Genomic DNA, 15,226 nt, shown 5'->3' on the forward strand with positions numbered 1-15,226 from the left:
TTCGTGCCTTCGCCGGGGTGGTCCCCGTCGAAAGGACCCACGATGAGCAAGCTGTCCGGGATCACCCCGTCCGGTCACGTCCACCTCGGCAACCACCTCGGGGCCGTCCGCCGCTGGGCCGCCGAGGGCGGCGCCGACGACCTCTACTTCGTCGCCGACCTGCACGGCATGACGACGTCGCACAACCCCGCCAAACTCCGCTCCCTGGCGGGTGAGCAGCTCGCCGTCCTCATCGCCGCCGGCATCGACCCGGAGCGGGTGTTCGTCCAGTCCGACCTCGCCCGCGACCTGGGCGCGCTGACCTGGGTCCTGGAGTGCACCTGCAACTACGGCGAGGCGGCCCGGATGATCCAGTTCAAGGAGAAGTCCAAGGGCCAGGCCGGGGTGCGGCTGTCGCTGCTGACCTACCCGGTGCTGATGGCCGCCGACATCCTGCTGCAGGGCGCGAACGAGGTGCCGGTCGGCGAGGACCAGCGCCAGCACGTCGAGCTGGCCCGGACGCTGGCCAAGCGGTTCAACGGCACCTACGGCGACGTGTTCACCGTGCCCGAGGCCGTGCTCCCGCCCGCCGGGGCGCGGGTGAAGGACCTCACCGACCCGACGCGCAAGATGTCGAAGTCGACCCATGACGTCGCCGGCGTGGTGTTCGTGCTGGACGAGCCCGACCAGATCCGCCGCAAGATCCGCCGCGCGGTCACCGACGGCGGCTCGGTGCCGGTGCACGCACCGGACACCCGGCCGGGCATGGCGAACCTGCTGGAGATCCTGGCGGCCTGCCAGGGCGGTTCACCGGCGGACCTGGCCGCGGAGTTCTCGTCGTACGGCCAGGTCAAGGACGCCGTCGCCGACGCGGTGATCGAGCAGCTGCGGCCGATCCGCGAACGCGCGTCGACGCTGCTCGGCGACGTCGCGGAGCTGGACCGCGTCCGCAAGGCGGGCGCGGCCCGGGCCGCCGAGCGCGGCTCGCACCGGCTGTCGGCGGCGTTGCGGATGATCGGCGCGAGTTGAAGAGGTCCGTGAAGGACTCCTTCCCGGCTCTTAAGGCCGGTAAGGAGTCCTTCACGGCTTTAGGTCAGCAGCCGGCGGAAGGCCGGCAGGAGGATGCGGTCGGCGGGCAGCCAGTCGACGTCGTCGAGGTCGTCCGGGCCCAGCCACTGCACGGCCAGGTGTTCGACTGCACGCGGCTCGTCCCCCGGCGAGACCAGCGAAGCCGCGTAGATCCGCAGGACCTTGTCCCCGGGCAGCGGGATCTCCTGCCCGACCCGCTCCCCGACCTCGATCACGACGTCCAGCTCCTCGCTGCACTCGCGAGCCAGGGCGAAGGCGTCGGACTCACCGTCTTCGACGCGCCCGCCGGGCAGCTCCCACTGCCCCGCGTGCCCGGGCGGCCAGGCCCGCTGCTGGGCCAGCAACTTCCCGTCACGCACCAGGGCGGCACCCACGATCACACCGTTCACAGCCCCGGAATCTACCCGGAAGCCCGAACGCGGCCCGCGCCGTGTCGACCCCGCAATCACACGAGCCGGCTCCCCCATCACGTGTCGACCCTCCAAACACGCGCGTCGACCCCCGAATCACGCGTGTCGACCCTCCAGACACGGGGGCCGACCCCCGAATCACGCGTGTCGACCCTCCAGACACGGGGGCCGACCCCCGAATCACCCCTCAGGAGACCGGCGCCGAACGCCAGGTGACCTGGAACCGTGCGCCCCCGTCCGGCGACTCCCCGACCTGCACCCGCCCACCACGACGGCGAACCGTCTCCGCGACCATCGCCAGCCCCAGCCCCGTACCCCCGGTGATGCGGGCCCGGTCGTCCGACACCCGGTAAAACCGGTCGAAGACCTTCTCGCGGTGCTCCGGCGCGATGCCCGGGCCGTCGTCGTCGACCACGACCCGCACCGACGAGCGTGACGCCAGCACCGACACCACGATCTCCCCGCGCGCGTAGCGGCGCGCGTTGCGCAGCAGGTTGTCCAGCACCAGCTCGATCTCGCCGTGCGCCGCCCACGCCCAGGCCTGCGCGACCGCGTTGCTCACCCGCGTCTCCGGCGCGCCCGCCGGGAGCCGGCCGACCGCCGCGCGGACCTCGCTGACCAGCTCGACCGGCTCCGCGGGCGGCACCTCCCCCGCGTCCGAGCGGGCCAGGGACAAGAGCCCGTCAAGCAACGACGAGAGCCGTTCGGCCTCCGTCAAGATGTCGCCCAGCGTCTCCTGCGACAGCTCCGGATCGGGGTTGGTGACGGCGACCTCGGCCTGGACCCGGATCGACGCGACCGGCGACCGCAGCTCGTGGGCCGCGTCGCCGGTGAAACGCCGCAGCCGTTCGCTCGCCTGCTCCTGGCGCTCCAGCAGCGCGTTGAACTCCTCCGCCAGCGCGCGCAGCTCGTCGTGCGAGTCCGGCAACGGCAGCCGCGCGCCCGGCGGCAGCGCCCGCACCGTGCCGCGCATCCGCGCCACCGGACGCAGCGCCAGGCGCACCACCAGCCACGTCGCCAGGCCCGCGACCAGCGCGCCGACCGACGCGACGACCACCAGCCACACCCCGCCGTAGTGCACCGCGGCGGAGAACCCGACCAGGCCCGCGCCCGCGACGACCAGCCGTTGTGTCCCGTCCGGCGTGCTGACGACGGCGCCGAGGTAGCGGGCGCCGTCCTGCTGCACCGGCTGGCCGGCCTTGAGCAGCCCGACGTCGGCGCCGCTGAGCCCGCTCGGCGCGCCACCGTCGACCGGCGTGCCCGAGATGTCGAGCACCCGGACCGTCACCGGGGCGGTGGTCGGCAGCGCGCGCCCGGCGCTCACCTCGGCGCTGGCCGGGGCGAGCGCGCCGGTCAGCTCGCGGTCGACCGACTCGATGAGCAACGGCGAAAGTCGCGCCGCGGCCAGCGCGGCGAGCCCGAGCAGGCAGCCCAGGGTGATCGTCGCGGCCAGCACGGTGATCCGGGCCTGCAGGGACCGCCCGCGCCACCAGGTCATCACGGGGTGATGACCTCGTCGATCTGCGCGTCGGAGGCCAGGTAGCCGTGCCCGCGCACGGTCCGCAGCAGCGCGCCGGCGCCGACGGCGTCGAGCTTGCGCCGCACGTACCCGACGTACACCTCGACGAGGTTGCGCGTCACGGCCTGCTCCTCGCCCCAGACCGCGCGCAGCAGCTCGTCCTTGGTGACGACCGTGCCCGCGCGCCCGACGAGCACCTCGAGCAGCGCGAACTCGCGGGGGCTCAGCCCGACCTCCGCGCCGTTCCAGTGCACCTGACGCAGTCCGCGGTCGACCTCCAGCGCGCCGAGCCGCAGCGTGCCGCGGCTGGCGTCCGGCCCGGCGCGGCGCAGCGTCGCGCGGACCTGCGCCACCAGCACCACGAAGGAGAACGGCTTGACGAGGTAGCCGTCGGCGCCCAGGTCCAAGCCGTCGGCCTGGTCGACCTCGCCGTCCTTGGCCGACACGAGCAGCACTGGCGTCGTGACGCCGTCCTTGCGCAGCCGCTCCAGCACGCGGTAACCGGACAAGCCGGGCAGCATGATGTCGAGCAGCACGACGTCGAACGAGCCGGTGCTCGCCAGCTGCAGCCCGCTGGGGCCGTCCGCGGCGGTGACCACGTCCATCCCCTCCGCGCGCAGCCCGCGTTGCAGTGCTTTCCGCACGCCCAGCTCGTCGTCGACCACCAGCACCCGAGGTTTCACGAGTCTCATCATGGCGGGTTTGCGCAGGTCCCGCGGGATCTCTCAGCACGATCTCAGCCGCGGCGGGAGAACCTTCAGGGGTATCTCAGCCTCGAGAGGGAAGCGTCGGTGCCGGGAGCCGAGCACACTTGAGCTCGGGAACACAGGGAGAGACGCATGAAGACGAAGACGAAGGGCATCACCGCGGCGGTCGTGGGCACCGCTCTCGGCGTCGGCGGGCTCGCGGTCATCGCGATGCCGGCCAGCGCCGATGACAAGCCGGCACTGCCGCAGGTGAGCGCCGAAGACCTGGTGCAGTCGGTCATGCAGGCGAAGCCGGGCGCGTTCGACGGCACGCTGAAGGTCAGCAACGACCTCGGCCTGCCGGCGGTGGGGAGCGCGATCCCGGGGGCGTCCGCGCTGAACATCGACTCGGCGCACATCTTCACCGACGGCGCGGGCAAGAGCCGGCTCGCCGTCACCCAGGGCACCGGCCAGGAGACCGTGGTCCACGACGGGACGACCGTCTGGGACTACAGCTCCAAGACCAACACCGCGACCAAGGTGACCATCCCGGCGGACGTGGCCAAGCAGAAGGGCGCGGGCAGCGAGAAGACGGCCGACCCGGTCGCGACCGCCACCGAGCTGCTGGCGAAGGTCCGCGAGAGCAGCACGGTGTCGGTCGACGGCACCGCGACCGTCGCCGACCGCCCGGCCTACGAGCTGGTCCTGACGCCGAAGCCGAGCGAGCGCACGCTGCTGCGTGAGATCCGCGTGGCCGTCGACTCGCAGACGCGGATGCCGCTGCGGGTTTCGGTGCTGAGCAACGGGACGACGTCGCCGGCGCTCGAGGTCGCGTTCAGCCAGATCGAGTTCACCCAGCAGCCGGCCGACCTCTTCACCTTCACCCCGCCGAAGGGCGCCAAGGTGCAGGAGAAGACGCCGACGGTGGACCAGAAGGACAAGGACCTCGCCGAGCAGGCGAAGCAGGCCACCAAGGTCGTCGGCGACGGCTGGGACACCGTCATCACCGGCACGATCCCGGCCGACGCGCTGAACGCGGCACCGAAGCAGCAGGGTGACCGCCAGGGCCGCAACGCCGACCCGCAGGCCCTGCTCGACCGGTTCACCAAGAAGGTCAGCGGCACCTGGGGCAGCGGCCACCTCATCACCACGAAGGTGGGCAGCGCGATCCTGACCGACGACGGCCGGTTCGCCGCCGGTGCGGTGCCGGAGCAGGTCCTGTACGAAGCGCTGGGTCAGAAGTGACCAGTACGACTGTCGAGTCCGGGGCGGACGTTTCTTCGGAGACGTCCGCCCCGGCGGTTCCCCTGGCCGCGCGCACCAGGGGACTGCGCAAGGTCTACCGCGGCACGGTCGCGGTGGACCACGTCGACCTCGACATCCCCGAAGGCGCGGTCGTCGGGATGCTCGGGCCGAACGGCTCGGGCAAGACGACCACCATCCGGATGCTGCTGGGCCTGGTGCGCCCGACCGAGGGCGAGGTCGAGCTGCTCGGCCGCAAGATGCCCGACGCCGCCGCGCACGCGTTGCCGGACGTCGGCGCGCTGGTCGAGGGGCCGGGCTTCCACCCGTTCCTCTCCGGCCGCGACAACCTGCTGCGCTTCGCCGCGGCCGAACCGCGGCTGGCGTCGTCCGGGATCCCGTTCGCGGTCGACTCCGCGATCGAACGCGTCGGGCTGAGCGTCGCCGCGCGCCGGCGGTACAAGGGTTACTCGCTCGGCATGAAGCAACGGCTCGGGCTCGCTTCGGCGTTGCTCGTGCCGCGGAAGATGGTCGTGCTCGACGAGCCGACCAACGGCCTCGACCCTGCTGGTACCAGGGAGATCCGCAGGATCGTGGCCGAGCTGCACGCCGAGGGCGTCACCGTGCTGGTGTCGTCGCACCTGCTGGCCGAGGTGGAGGCGACCTGCACGCACGTCGCCGTGCTGCAGGCCGGGAACGTCGTCGCGCAGGGCGAGCTGGCGGAGCTGCTGGAGTCCGGGAACGCGGCCCTGCTGGTCCGCACGCCGGACGCCGAGCAGGCCGTGGAAGTGCTGCGGGAGAACCGGATCGGCGCGCGGCTGACGCCGGACGGGATCCGCGCCGACCTCACGGCCACCGAGGCGCCGCGGGTGCTGCAGGTCCTGGTGGGCGCGGGGGTCGCGGTCCACGAGGCGACGCGGGCGCGCACCGGCCTGGAAGACCTGTTCGCGCGACTGACGGAGGGGGCGGAATGACCGCGGTTCTCGAGGCACCGGCGGTCCGCACGGGCCACGACTCGGTGCCGCTGCCCCGGCTGCTGGCCGCGGAGCTGCGCTGGATCTTCCGGCGGCCGCGCACGCTCGCCGTGCTGGGCCTGCTGGCGCTGATCCCGGTGGTGATCGGCATCGGCCTGACGCTGGTGAGCGAAGACGCGCAGTCCGGCGGCGGCCCGGACGACGGCGGCGGCGCGCTGCTGGCGTCCGCCGTCAACAACGCTTTCGTACTGCCGATCGCGGCGATCGTGATGACGCTGACCCTGCTTCTGCCGCTGGCTTCGGCCATGGCGGGCGCGGACGCGATCGCGGGCGAGACGTCCCACGGAACCCTGCGCGGCTGGCTGATCGCCCCGGTCGGCCGCGGCCGGCTGCTGGCGGTCAAGGCGTTCGGCGTCGCGACGGTGTCGGTGGTTTCGGTGCTGGCGATGTGTTTCACGGGCGTGGTGACGGGCCTGATCATCAACGGCACGGACTCGCTGTTCACGCTGTCGGGAACCACGCTGTCGGTGGGCGGCGCACTGGCCCGGATCCTGCTGGTCGCGGGCTGGGTCGTGCTGCAGCTGTGGGCGGTCGGCGCGGTGGCGCTGGCGATCTCCAGCTGGACGGAACACCCGATGCTGGTGGTGGCGTCCGTGCTGGCGGCGGACATCGTGTTCACGATCCTGGGGTTCTTGACGTCGCTGGACTGGCTGCACCCGTTCCTGCTGACGCAGAACTGGTCGCTGGCCCCGGCGGAGGTGCTACAGGACCCGATGGGCACGCAGATGCTGGGCGAAGGCGCGTTGCGCGCGGGGTGCTACATCGTGATCGGGCTGTCGCTGGCCTACGCACGGTTGTCCACCCGCGACGGCTGAGGTTGCCCGGCAGGGGCCCTCGGGTCAAGCCAATGGACTTGACCTGAGGGCACCCTCGGCACCCATACTCCCGTCATGACCACGGACCAGCCCGGGGAGATCCGGCCGGGTGACATCTACGAGGACTGTTCTTTCCACCCCGTGCTGTGCACCTACATCGATGACGGCGACGAGATCGGCGGCATCTCGCTGATCGACGCCACCCATCCCAGAGCGTGCTCCCTCTCCGGTTGCGCCGTCATCAAGCTGTCCATCACGGACGTGATCGCGGCGAAGGCCGACTGGCCCGCCTACCTCGCTCGACGCAAGGCCGAGTTTCATACCGAGAGCCAAAGCCGCTAGCCGACCAGCGCTACGCCGTCCGGGTCCAGCTCCAGCCGGACTTCGTCCCCCGCCCGGAAGTCCGTCGCCGCCGGGGCGACCGCGTCCACAGTGGACTCCGCCAGCCGGACCACCAGCCGCACGTGCTCGCGGCGGTGGACCGCCGCCACCACCTCACCCGCGACACCCGAGCCGGCCACTCGCAGCGCGTGCGGGCGCAACCCCAGCCGCACCGGGCCGTCGGCGGCGTCCGGCGCCGGCACGTCGCCCAGCGGGGTCCGGACCACGCCGCCCGTCGCGAGCCCCTCGACGAACGACGTCACTCCCAGGAAACGCGCCACGTCGTCGTCCAGCGGGTTGCGCCACACGCGCCGGACCGCGCCCTCCTGGCGGACCTCGCCGGCGTCGAGCACCGCGACCCGGTCGGCCAGGGTGAACGCCTCCTCCTGGTCGTGCGTCACCAGCAACGCCGTGATCTTGCTGCGCCGCAACAGGTCCGCCAGATCGATGGCCAGCTGCTCGCGCAACCCGGCGTCCAAACCGGACAGTGGCTCGTCCAGCAACAGCAGCCTCGGCTCCGGTGCCAAAGCGCGGGCCAGTGCCACCCGCTGCGCCTGGCCACCCGACAGCTCCGTCACCCGGCGCCGTTCGAAGCCGGACAGCCCGACCAGTTCCAGCAGCTCGGCGACGCGCCCCGCCCACGCAGCCCGCGGCACGCCGTGCATCCGCAGGCCGAACGCGATGTTCGCGGCGACGTCGCGGTGGCCGAACAGCTGGCCGTCCTGGAACACCAAGCCGAAGCCGCGGCGGTGCACCGGGACCGCGCCGAGGTCCTCGCCGTCCCAGCTGACCGTGCCGCGGGCCGACGGCTCCAGCCCGGTGATCGCGCGCAGCAGCGTCGACTTGCCCGAGCCGGACGGGCCGAGCAGCGCCAGCACCTCGCCGTCGGCGATGTCGAGCCGGGCGTCGCGCACCGCCGCGAACGATCCATAGTGGATGGTCAGGTCCCGCACCGAAAGCGCCATCAGAACTCTCCCACCCGACCGCGGCCGAGCCGGTCGATCAGCGCGACCGCCAGCACCGTCACGAGCATCAGCAACGCGCACGCGGCGTACGCCATCTGGTTGTTCAGCTCCCCCGGGCGCCCCATCAGCGACGCGATCGCGACCGGCAGCGTCGGCGACGTCGGCCGCGCCAGGAAGCTCGTCGCGCCGAACTCGCCGAGCGCCACGACGAACCCGAACCCCGCCGCCGCGACCAGCGGCCGCAGCGTCAGCGGCAGGTCGATCTCCCGCCAGACCCGCAGCGGGCTCGCGCCGAGCGTCGACGCGGCCTGCCGCAGCCGGACGTCGACCGAACGCAGCACCGGCAGCACCATCCGCACGATCAGCGGGATGATCACCAGCGCCTGCGCGAGCGGCACCAGGTAGGGCGACGTCCGCAGGTCGCCGGGCAGCGCGTCGAGCGTCACGAGGTACCCGAACCCGACGGTCACCGCGGACACCCCGAGCGGCAGCATCAACGCGGCGTCGAGCGTCTCGCCGAGCCCGCGCGCGGCCCGCGCCGGCGACCGGCGCAGCGCCACCAGCACCACCGACGCGAGCACGCCGACGACCAGCGCCAGCAACGTCGCGTCGATCGCCACCTTCAGCGAGTTCAGCGCGGCGTCCCAGCCGGACACCTGCAACGCGCCCTTCTCGCCGGTGCCCGCGAGCGCCCGGTACCCCGCGAGGCTCCAGCCGTCCGAAGTGGACACCGACTCCGCGAGCAGCGCGACGATCGGCGTCAGCAGCAGCGCCAGCACGACGCCCGCCGCGCCGACGACCCACCATTCGCCGCCGCGAGGGCGTCGCGCGGCGCCGGAACCGATCCTGGCGCCTTCCTTGCGCCGCCGCGCCAGCCCGCCGACGACCAGCGCCGCGACGACCGCGGCGAACTGGATCAGCGAAAGCGCCGACGCGCCGGAGAGGTCGAGCAGGTCGACCGTCCGGAGGTAGATCTCGGTTTCCAGGGTCCGGTACCGCGCGCCGCCGAGGATCAGCACGACGCCGAAACTGGTGGCGCAGAACAGAAATACGACAGCCGCGGCGGACGCGATCGCGGGCGCCAGCGCCGGCAGCGTCACCGACCGGAACGCCCGCCACGGTGACGCGCCGAGCGCCCGCGCGGCGTCGGACGTCCGCGAGTCCAGCCGCGCCCAGAGCCCGGCGACGGTCCGCGCGACGACGGCGACGTTGAAGAACGCGTTGGCCAGCACGATCGGCAGCACGCCGCCGTCCGGCCAGAGCGCCCGGAACGCCAGCCCGACCACCACGGTCGGCAGCACGAACGGCACGAGCACCAGCGTCCGCGCCAGGCCGACGCCGGGCAGCCGCACCCGGGAAAGCAGGAACGCCACCGGCAGCCCGGCCAGCACCGCGACGACCGTCGAGCCCGCGGCGGTGGCCACCGTGAAGCCGGCCAGCCGCCAGGTCTGCGGGTCGCCCAGCACGACGTCGAGCCCGCCCGCGGCGAACCCGCGGCCGATGATCGCCAGCACCGGCCAGGCGAAGAAGACCACCAGGAAACCGATCGGGGCCAGCCCGAGCAGCGCCAGGCCGATGCCGCGTGCGGTCCTGGGTGGCGCTACGACTGCACGAGCGTGCGCCATTCGCCGATCCACTTCTCACGCCCGGCCTGCACCTGGTCCGCGGTCAGCGCCTGCGGCTTCTGCGGCAGCGGCGCGACCTGCGCCCAGCCCGCCGGCAGGTCGACGCCCTGGCGCGCCGGGTAGACGTACATGTTGGCCGCCACGGTCGCCTGGAACTGCTGCGAAAGCAGGAAGTCGACGACCTTGCGCGCGTTCTCCTCCTGCTTGCCGCCTGCCAGCACCCCGGCGTACTCGACCTGCCGGTAACAGGTGTCGAGCAGCGCCTTCGTCCGCGGCTTCCCGTCGTCGCCCACCTCGGCGGCCGGCGACGACGCGTACGAGACGACGATCGGCCGCGGCCCCTTGCCGGACGAGCCCGAGAACTCCTTCGTGTAGGCCTCTTCCCAGCCGCTGACCACCTTGAGGCCGTTGGCCTTCAGCTTGGTCCAGTAGTCCTTCCAGCCGGCCTCGCCGTACTTCGCGACGGTGCCGAGCAGGAACGCGAGCCCGGGCGACGCCGTCGCCGGGTCCTCGGCGACCAGCAGGTCCTTGTACTTCGGGTCGGCCAGGTCGTCGTACGACTCCGGCGCCGGGATCCCCTTGGCCGTGAAGTAGTTCGTGTCGACGTTGACGCAGACGTCGCCGACGTCGACCGCCGAGAGCCGGTGCTCCGGGTCGACGGCGTAGCGCTGCGGCCCGCGGTCGGCTTCCGGGCTGGTGTAGGGCTCGAAGACGCCCTCGGCGAGCGCGCGCGAGGCGAAGGTCGAGTCGACGCCGTACGCGACGTCGCCGACCGGGTTCGCCTTGGTGAGCACGAGCTTGTTGGTCAGCGAGCCGGCGTCGCCCTGCTTGAGCACGGAGATCTTGATGCCCGACTGCTGCTGGAAGGCGTCGAGCACCTCCTGCGGCGCCAGGAAGGAGTCGTGCGTCACCAGGGTGACGGTGGGCGTCTGCTTCGCGTCACCGGACCCGTCCGACAGCGAACACGCCGCTGTGACGACGCTGACGACGGCGATGGCCGTCGCGGCGCGAACAGCACTGCGTTTCATCTACCCTCCTGCACTTCGCCGGACGAGGAGGGAAAGCCCTCCCTTCGCCGGCATGATCCGGGATCAGGTGCTAACGGTCGCGGGTCACCCCGCCTCTCAGCCCGGCTCACCGGACTCCCGTGGCAACCGTGCACCTTAGTCCAGGACGTTGGACGATGGAGCCATGACGGAAATCTTGAGCGACGACGAGGCCGACCGGGCCCTGCTCTCCGGGTGGGTCCGGCACGACAAGGTCATCCGGCGCGAGGTGGAGCTGCCGAGCTTCCCGAAGGCGATCGAGGTGGTGGACCGCGTCGCGGTGCTGGCCGAGGCCGCCGATCACCACCCGGACATCGACATCCGCTGGCGCACGCTGACCTTCCACCTCAGCACGCATTCGGCAGGTGGGCTGACGAAAAAGGACTTCGCGCTGGCCAAGCAGATCAACGAGACCCTCGACGGACTGTGATCCCGGCTACTCTGAGTGCACGAAAGCCCGCGTTCGGCGTCTCTCGGTAAAGGACTTCGCACCGAGAGGCAGATATGACGCAGGCGATCGTAGTGGGCACAGTGGCATTCGCGACGATGGTGGCCGCGGCCGGCGGGGTGCTCTGGTTCACCGTCCGCAGTCACCGTCACTCGGACGGCTGAGTGCCGTTTCCGCTGGTCAGCGACATGATCGGGTGAGCTTCGTCACAGCTGCTAACACTCGGCATGGTCAACGCGCTGAACCCGCGGAAGCATCGGCCCGCTCGTAGGGAAAACGCCATGAACAGCACCCCCGCCACCGCCGCCCTGACCGCCACCCAGCGCGCCTGGATCAACGCCCTCGCGACCGCCGTCGTGCTGATCACGATCGCGCTGATGGGCCTCCTCGGCTAGTCCGCCCGGTCGTAGGCCTGCCGGGCTTCTCGCAGGCTCGGCAGGTACTTCTCCGCCCACTCGCGGCAGCGGTCCATGGGCTCGAACAGGGTCCGGCCCAGGTCCGTCAGCGTGTACTCGACGCGCGGCGGGTTCTCGTCGTAGGTCTTGCGGGTGATCATCCCGTCGCGCTCCAGGGACCGCAGCGTCTCGGTGAGCACCTTCGGGCTGACGTTCCGGAGCGGCACGCGCAGCTCGGAGAAGCGGCGCGGCCCGTCCTTGAGGCAGACGACGACCATGCCGCCCCACTTGTCCCCGATCCGGAACGGCGTGTCGGCCGACGGGCATTGCGGCGCGAAGAGATCAGCGGTCAGCGGCTCCACCCGGCCGACGTTAGGCCACGCCGTCGACGAGCAGCAACCGCCGTCGCAGCGCGGTCTTGCTCAGCTCGAGCGCTTCGGCGTACTCGGCGGAGGCGTACCAGCGTTCGGCCGTCTCACGGTCCGGGAACTCGACGAGGACGACGCGCTTGTCGCAGACCCCTTCGAGAACGGTGGGTGTCGCGCCCCTCGCGAGGTAGCGCCCTTGATACCCCGTGATCGACGCTTGGGCGAGTTCGCGGTAGCGCTGGGCCGCGGTTTCATCGAGGATCTCGACCTCGGAGATGACGTAGACGCTCACGGTTCCGAGGGTGGCAGAACTCCGGAGCCCTCACCTGGTGCTGTCACTACCCGGATTTCTTCCGGCGGCGGGAACTCGACGGGCGTCTCGTCGGCCACGCTCCAGTATTCGAGGCCGGACAAGCGGCCTTCGTCGACGAACAGGATGAGCCCGCCGTCCGCCACGTCGACGTCCACGGCGACCCGGCTCCCGACGTCGGCCACCGTCACGGTTTCGTCGACGGCGAGGTCGATCGTGGGACAGCCGCACGGGCAGCGGCCGGTCACCTCGGCCGTGCGCGCCTGGGCGCGAAGGGCCGCGGCACCGGGAAAGTCCGTCGCCAGCAGCAGGTCCAGGACCGCTCTCTCGCGCGGGGTGAGCGGCCGGCGTCCCGCGGTCAATAGCGTGGCATGTTCGGGATCGCCTTCTCGGCGACCTCGATGAGGGCCTCGACCTTCGCCACGTCGGCCGTCACGTCCTCCGCGGTCACCGAGGGCGCCTCCGAAGACCGGTAGGCGACTTCGTTGCGCCGGACCCGCATCCGGTTGAAGGGCCGCAAAACCGGCCCCATCGGCGGATCCAGCTGCGCGAGGACCGCCTCGTAGACGGTGACGTGCCCACCTCGGCTCGTCACCCGCAGCCCCTGGTTCTGCAGGACGGCGGCCAGCGCGCGCCGTGCGCTGTCGTAGGCCAGCGTGTAGGCGCCTTCCGGATCCGTGTCCTGCAGCTGCCGCGCCGACGCGAGGTGCGTACGGGCCCTGACGAGCTCGGCCTCGGCCGCCTCCCGCGACGCCGGAACGTGCTCGATGGCGCCGCGCGCGAGGAACGCGTCGATCCGTTCACGGCCTTGGTTCCACTGCGGCATCAGGTCTCCTGGCTGAGTTTCACCAGCGGACGCTCACGCACGCTGGTGAGGAACGGATCGGTGGTGCTCGCCGCCCACGACTCGGGCGAGACCCGGTGGACGTTGACCTCGCGCCCCAGCCGCCGCGACACCTGTTCCGCCGAGTCGAAGAGCGCGTCCGGATCGGGCGACCCGACCACGAGGACATCGACGTCGCCGGGCGGAAGACCGGGTTCACCGTTGTAGCGCGCGGCCCAGGAGCCGTAGATGTAGGCCTCACGCACGCCGGCCAGCCCGGACAGGGCCTCGGCGAGCAGCGGCAACGGCCCGAAGGTGACGGCGATGAGCTCGCTCAGGGGCGGGTAGAGCGGGGTGTCGGTACGCGCCTTGACGAGCCGGCTGCGGCCCACCCGCCGGTCTTCCAGGATCCCGCCACCGGTCAGCCGCTCGACTTCACGCAGAACGGCGGTGGGCGTGACACCACAGGCCTCGGCGAGCTCGGTGATGCTGTACTCGCGATCCGGGTGCAGGAGCACGAGCGCGAGCAGCTCACCCTGCATGCGCGAACGCAGCAGGGGCAGCAAGCTCGGCGAAGCTTTCATTGAACGCAGTATATCCTGCGTCCAATGAAAGTAACAACCAGCAACAAGCCGCTACTCGGCCAGCGCGAGGTCGGCGATGACCAGCAGGCGCTCGTAGTACGGCCGCCCCGCAGCGGGGAACTCCGCCAGCGACGACCTCAGCCCGCCCGCGGCACGCGCGAAGGACATCCGCGCGCCCGGCGGCAGTGATCCCGCCCGGCTCGCCCATCCGCAGATGTCGGCGTCGATCATCACGGCGCACACGGACCCGTAAACCTCACCTCGCCTGACCGCCGACGGAAACGGCGCGGCGAGGTGCTCCTCGAGGACGGCAGCCAGGTCGCTCATCACCCGGCCAACCTGCGGCGTGGGGCCGACACGGATCTAGACGTTGAAGCGGAACTCCACCACGTCGCCGTCCGCCATGGTGTAGTCCTTGCCCTCCATGCGGACCTTGCCCGCGGCCCGCGCCGCCGCCATCGAGCCGGCGTCCATCAGGTCGGCGTACGAGACGATCTCCGCCTTGATAAAGCCACGCTCGAAATCCGTGTGGATGACGCCGGCGGCCTGCGGGGCGGTCGCGCCCTGCGGGATGGTCCAGGCGCGCGACTCCTTGGGGCCCGCGGTCAGGTACGTCTGCAGGCCGAGCGTGTGGAACCCGGCGCGGGCCAGCGAGTACAGGCCCGGCTCCGGCTGCCCGACCGACTCGAGCAGCTCGCGCACGGACTCCTCGTCGTCCAGTTCCAGCAGCTCCTGCTCGACCTTCGCGTCGAGGAACACCGCGTCGGCCGGCGCGACCAGCTTCGTCAGCTCCTCGCGGCGGGCTTCGTCGGTAAGGACGCCTTCGTCGGCGTTGAAGACGTACAGGAACGGCTTCGTCGTCAGGAGGCTGTGCTCGCGAAGCAGTTCGAGGTCGACGTCCTTCTGCGCGGAGAAGAGAGTGCGACCGCTGTCGAGGATCTCCTTCGCCTTCTGCGCAGCCTCGAGCGCGGGCTTCGCTTCCTTCTTGGTCCGCGCTTCCTTCTCCAGGCGCCAGACGGCCTTCTCGAGCGTCTGCAGGTCGGCCAGGATCAGCTCGGTGTTGATCGTCTCGATGTCGCTCAGCGGGTCGATCTTGCCGTCGACGTGGATCACGTCCGGGTCGTCGAACACGCGGATGACCTGGCAGATCGCGTTGGCCTCACGGATGTTCGCGAGGAACTTGTTGCCCAGCCCGGCGCCCTCGGAGGCCCCCTTCACGATGCCCGCGATGTCCACAAAGGACACCACTGCCGGCACGATCTTCTCCGACTTGAACAGCTCGGCGAGCTTGTCCAGCCGCGGGTCCGGCAGCGGGACCACGCCGACGTTCGGCTCGATCGTCGCGAACGGGTAGTTCGCGGCGAGCACGTCGTTGCGGGTCAGCGCGTTGAACAGGGTGGACTTGCCGACGTTGGGCAGACCGACGATACCGAGGGTGAGGCTCACGACCCCGAAGTCTACGTGGCCGGTCCGCGGCGGCCGCCAGGGCTCGCGACCAGGCCGAACG

Annotated in this window: 19 protein-coding genes and 1 riboswitch; of the genes, 6 read left to right on the top strand and 13 right to left on the bottom strand. The window is 71.5% G+C overall.

Annotation, left to right across the window (positions count from 1 at the left end; translation table 11 throughout):
• Positions 1-42 precede the first annotated feature (42 nt).
• Entirely contained in the window at positions 43-1,008 is a 966-nt protein-coding gene (trpS, locus tag MUY22_RS05065; protein WP_247057560.1) for a tryptophan--tRNA ligase, read from the top strand.
• Between the two features lie 59 nt (positions 1,009-1,067).
• Here trpS and MUY22_RS05070 read toward each other — a convergent pair whose 3' ends face one another.
• The 3 genes from MUY22_RS05070 to MUY22_RS05080 all read right to left on the bottom strand — a co-directional run bounded on the left by MUY22_RS05070 (position 1,068) and on the right by MUY22_RS05080 (position 3,692).
• Positions 1,068-1,457 (bottom strand): (deoxy)nucleoside triphosphate pyrophosphohydrolase, encoded by a 390-nt coding sequence (locus MUY22_RS05070; protein ID WP_247057562.1) that lies wholly within the window; start codon positions 1,455-1,457, stop codon positions 1,068-1,070.
• Between the two features lie 208 nt (positions 1,458-1,665).
• The gene (locus tag MUY22_RS05075) at positions 1,666-2,976 is read right to left on the bottom strand and encodes a cell wall metabolism sensor histidine kinase WalK (RefSeq protein ID WP_247057564.1); all 1,311 of its coding nucleotides are present in this window, start codon (positions 2,974-2,976) and stop codon (positions 1,666-1,668) included.
• The gene (locus tag MUY22_RS05080; protein WP_247057566.1) at positions 2,976-3,692 is read right to left on the bottom strand and encodes a response regulator transcription factor; all 717 of its coding nucleotides are present in this window, start codon (positions 3,690-3,692) and stop codon (positions 2,976-2,978) included. Before MUY22_RS05080 ends, MUY22_RS05075 begins: the two co-directional genes overlap by 1 nt.
• A gap of 144 nt (positions 3,693-3,836) precedes the next feature.
• On the opposite strand from MUY22_RS05080, the gene MUY22_RS05085 reads away from it, so the two are divergent.
• The 4 genes from MUY22_RS05085 to MUY22_RS05100 all read left to right on the top strand — a co-directional run bounded on the left by MUY22_RS05085 (position 3,837) and on the right by MUY22_RS05100 (position 7,116).
• Positions 3,837-4,928: a DUF2092 domain-containing protein gene (locus MUY22_RS05085; protein WP_247057569.1), complete on the top strand. Its 1,092-nt coding sequence runs from the start codon at positions 3,837-3,839 to the stop codon at positions 4,926-4,928.
• Positions 4,925-5,899 (top strand): ABC transporter ATP-binding protein, encoded by a 975-nt coding sequence (locus MUY22_RS05090; protein ID WP_247057571.1) that lies wholly within the window; start codon positions 4,925-4,927, stop codon positions 5,897-5,899. Before MUY22_RS05085 ends, MUY22_RS05090 begins: the two co-directional genes overlap by 4 nt.
• Positions 5,896-6,774, top strand: a complete 879-nt coding sequence (locus MUY22_RS05095; RefSeq protein WP_247057573.1) for an ABC transporter permease — start codon at positions 5,896-5,898, stop codon at positions 6,772-6,774. Before MUY22_RS05090 ends, MUY22_RS05095 begins: the two co-directional genes overlap by 4 nt.
• A gap of 75 nt (positions 6,775-6,849) precedes the next feature.
• Complete coding sequence (locus MUY22_RS05100; RefSeq protein WP_247057575.1) at positions 6,850-7,116, top strand: hypothetical protein; 267 nt, start codon at positions 6,850-6,852, stop codon at positions 7,114-7,116.
• Here MUY22_RS05100 and MUY22_RS05105 read toward each other — a convergent pair.
• Genes MUY22_RS05105 through MUY22_RS05115 form a run of 3 tightly spaced genes read right to left on the bottom strand, consistent with a single transcriptional unit; the run spans position 7,113 to position 10,773 of the window.
• Positions 7,113-8,120, bottom strand: coding sequence for an ABC transporter ATP-binding protein (locus tag MUY22_RS05105; protein WP_247057577.1), 1,008 nt, complete (start codon positions 8,118-8,120; stop codon positions 7,113-7,115). The genes MUY22_RS05100 and MUY22_RS05105 overlap by 4 nt on opposite strands.
• A complete protein-coding gene (locus MUY22_RS05110) occupies positions 8,120-9,745 on the bottom strand; it encodes an ABC transporter permease (RefSeq protein WP_371827583.1) in 1,626 nt (541 codons plus the stop codon). Before MUY22_RS05110 ends, MUY22_RS05105 begins: the two co-directional genes overlap by 1 nt.
• Positions 9,721-10,773 (bottom strand): thiamine ABC transporter substrate binding subunit, encoded by a 1,053-nt coding sequence (locus tag MUY22_RS05115; RefSeq protein ID WP_247057579.1) that lies wholly within the window; start codon positions 10,771-10,773, stop codon positions 9,721-9,723. Before MUY22_RS05115 ends, MUY22_RS05110 begins: the two co-directional genes overlap by 25 nt.
• A gap of 21 nt (positions 10,774-10,794) precedes the next feature.
• Positions 10,795-10,904: riboswitch (TPP riboswitch) on the bottom strand.
• Positions 10,905-10,936: 32 nt separating this feature from the next.
• Between MUY22_RS05115 and MUY22_RS05120 the strand changes: the two genes are divergently transcribed.
• Positions 10,937-11,221 carry a 4a-hydroxytetrahydrobiopterin dehydratase gene (locus MUY22_RS05120; RefSeq protein ID WP_247057581.1) on the top strand — a complete coding sequence of 95 codons (285 nt, stop codon included), beginning with the start codon at positions 10,937-10,939 and terminating at the stop codon, positions 11,219-11,221.
• A gap of 409 nt (positions 11,222-11,630) precedes the next feature.
• Here the strand turns inward: MUY22_RS05120 and MUY22_RS05125 are convergent, their stop codons facing one another.
• From MUY22_RS05125 to ychF, 7 genes are read right to left on the bottom strand one after another with little or no spacing between them, the layout of a single operon-like run.
• A complete protein-coding gene (locus tag MUY22_RS05125; protein WP_247057583.1) occupies positions 11,631-11,996 on the bottom strand; it encodes a helix-turn-helix domain-containing protein in 366 nt (121 codons plus the stop codon).
• A gap of 10 nt (positions 11,997-12,006) precedes the next feature.
• Positions 12,007-12,294, bottom strand: a complete 288-nt coding sequence (locus tag MUY22_RS05130; RefSeq protein ID WP_247057586.1) for a DUF1330 domain-containing protein — start codon at positions 12,292-12,294, stop codon at positions 12,007-12,009.
• The gene (locus MUY22_RS05135) at positions 12,291-12,674 is read right to left on the bottom strand and encodes a hypothetical protein (protein WP_247057588.1); all 384 of its coding nucleotides are present in this window, start codon (positions 12,672-12,674) and stop codon (positions 12,291-12,293) included. The genes MUY22_RS05130 and MUY22_RS05135 overlap by 4 nt, the downstream gene beginning before the upstream one ends.
• Complete coding sequence (locus MUY22_RS05140; protein WP_247057590.1) at positions 12,671-13,138, bottom strand: hypothetical protein; 468 nt, start codon at positions 13,136-13,138, stop codon at positions 12,671-12,673. The genes MUY22_RS05135 and MUY22_RS05140 overlap by 4 nt, the downstream gene beginning before the upstream one ends.
• A complete protein-coding gene (locus MUY22_RS05145; protein ID WP_247057591.1) occupies positions 13,138-13,719 on the bottom strand; it encodes an ArsR family transcriptional regulator in 582 nt (193 codons plus the stop codon). The genes MUY22_RS05140 and MUY22_RS05145 overlap by 1 nt, the downstream gene beginning before the upstream one ends.
• A 51-nt stretch (positions 13,720-13,770) precedes the next feature.
• Positions 13,771-14,046 (bottom strand): hypothetical protein, encoded by a 276-nt coding sequence (locus tag MUY22_RS05150; RefSeq protein ID WP_247057593.1) that lies wholly within the window; start codon positions 14,044-14,046, stop codon positions 13,771-13,773.
• A 36-nt stretch (positions 14,047-14,082) separates the two neighbouring features.
• Positions 14,083-15,165, bottom strand: coding sequence for a redox-regulated ATPase YchF (gene ychF / locus MUY22_RS05155; RefSeq protein WP_247057595.1), 1,083 nt, complete (start codon positions 15,163-15,165; stop codon positions 14,083-14,085).
• Positions 15,166-15,226 lie beyond the last annotated feature (61 nt).

The sequence above is a fragment of the Amycolatopsis sp. WQ 127309 genome (assembly GCF_023023025.1).
GTDB lineage: Bacteria > Actinomycetota > Actinomycetes > Mycobacteriales > Pseudonocardiaceae > Amycolatopsis.

Excerpts from the sequence above, each read along its gene's own strand:
- MUY22_RS05110 (WP_371827583.1), bottom strand. The coding sequence starts at position 9,745 with ATGGCGCACGCTCGTGCAGTCGTAGCGCCACCCAGGACCGCACGCGGC.
- MUY22_RS05105 (WP_247057577.1), bottom strand. The coding sequence starts at position 8,120 with ATGGCGCTTTCGGTGCGGGACCTGACCATCCACTATGGATCGTTCGCG.
- MUY22_RS05100 (WP_247057575.1), top strand. The coding sequence starts at position 6,850 with ATGACCACGGACCAGCCCGGGGAGATCCGGCCGGGTGACATCTACGAG.
- MUY22_RS05080 (WP_247057566.1), bottom strand. The coding sequence starts at position 3,692 with ATGATGAGACTCGTGAAACCTCGGGTGCTGGTGGTCGACGACGAGCTG.
- MUY22_RS05075 (WP_247057564.1), bottom strand. The coding sequence starts at position 2,976 with ATGACCTGGTGGCGCGGGCGGTCCCTGCAGGCCCGGATCACCGTGCTG.
- trpS (WP_247057560.1), top strand. The coding sequence starts at position 43 with ATGAGCAAGCTGTCCGGGATCACCCCGTCCGGTCACGTCCACCTCGGC.
- MUY22_RS05120 (WP_247057581.1), top strand. The coding sequence starts at position 10,937 with ATGACGGAAATCTTGAGCGACGACGAGGCCGACCGGGCCCTGCTCTCC.
- MUY22_RS05145 (WP_247057591.1), bottom strand. The coding sequence starts at position 13,719 with ATGAAAGCTTCGCCGAGCTTGCTGCCCCTGCTGCGTTCGCGCATGCAG.
- MUY22_RS05095 (WP_247057573.1), top strand. The coding sequence starts at position 5,896 with ATGACCGCGGTTCTCGAGGCACCGGCGGTCCGCACGGGCCACGACTCG.
- MUY22_RS05150 (WP_247057593.1), bottom strand. The coding sequence starts at position 14,046 with ATGAGCGACCTGGCTGCCGTCCTCGAGGAGCACCTCGCCGCGCCGTTT.
- MUY22_RS05140 (WP_247057590.1), bottom strand. The coding sequence starts at position 13,138 with ATGCCGCAGTGGAACCAAGGCCGTGAACGGATCGACGCGTTCCTCGCG.
- MUY22_RS05115 (WP_247057579.1), bottom strand. The coding sequence starts at position 10,773 with ATGAAACGCAGTGCTGTTCGCGCCGCGACGGCCATCGCCGTCGTCAGC.
- MUY22_RS05085 (WP_247057569.1), top strand. The coding sequence starts at position 3,837 with ATGAAGACGAAGACGAAGGGCATCACCGCGGCGGTCGTGGGCACCGCT.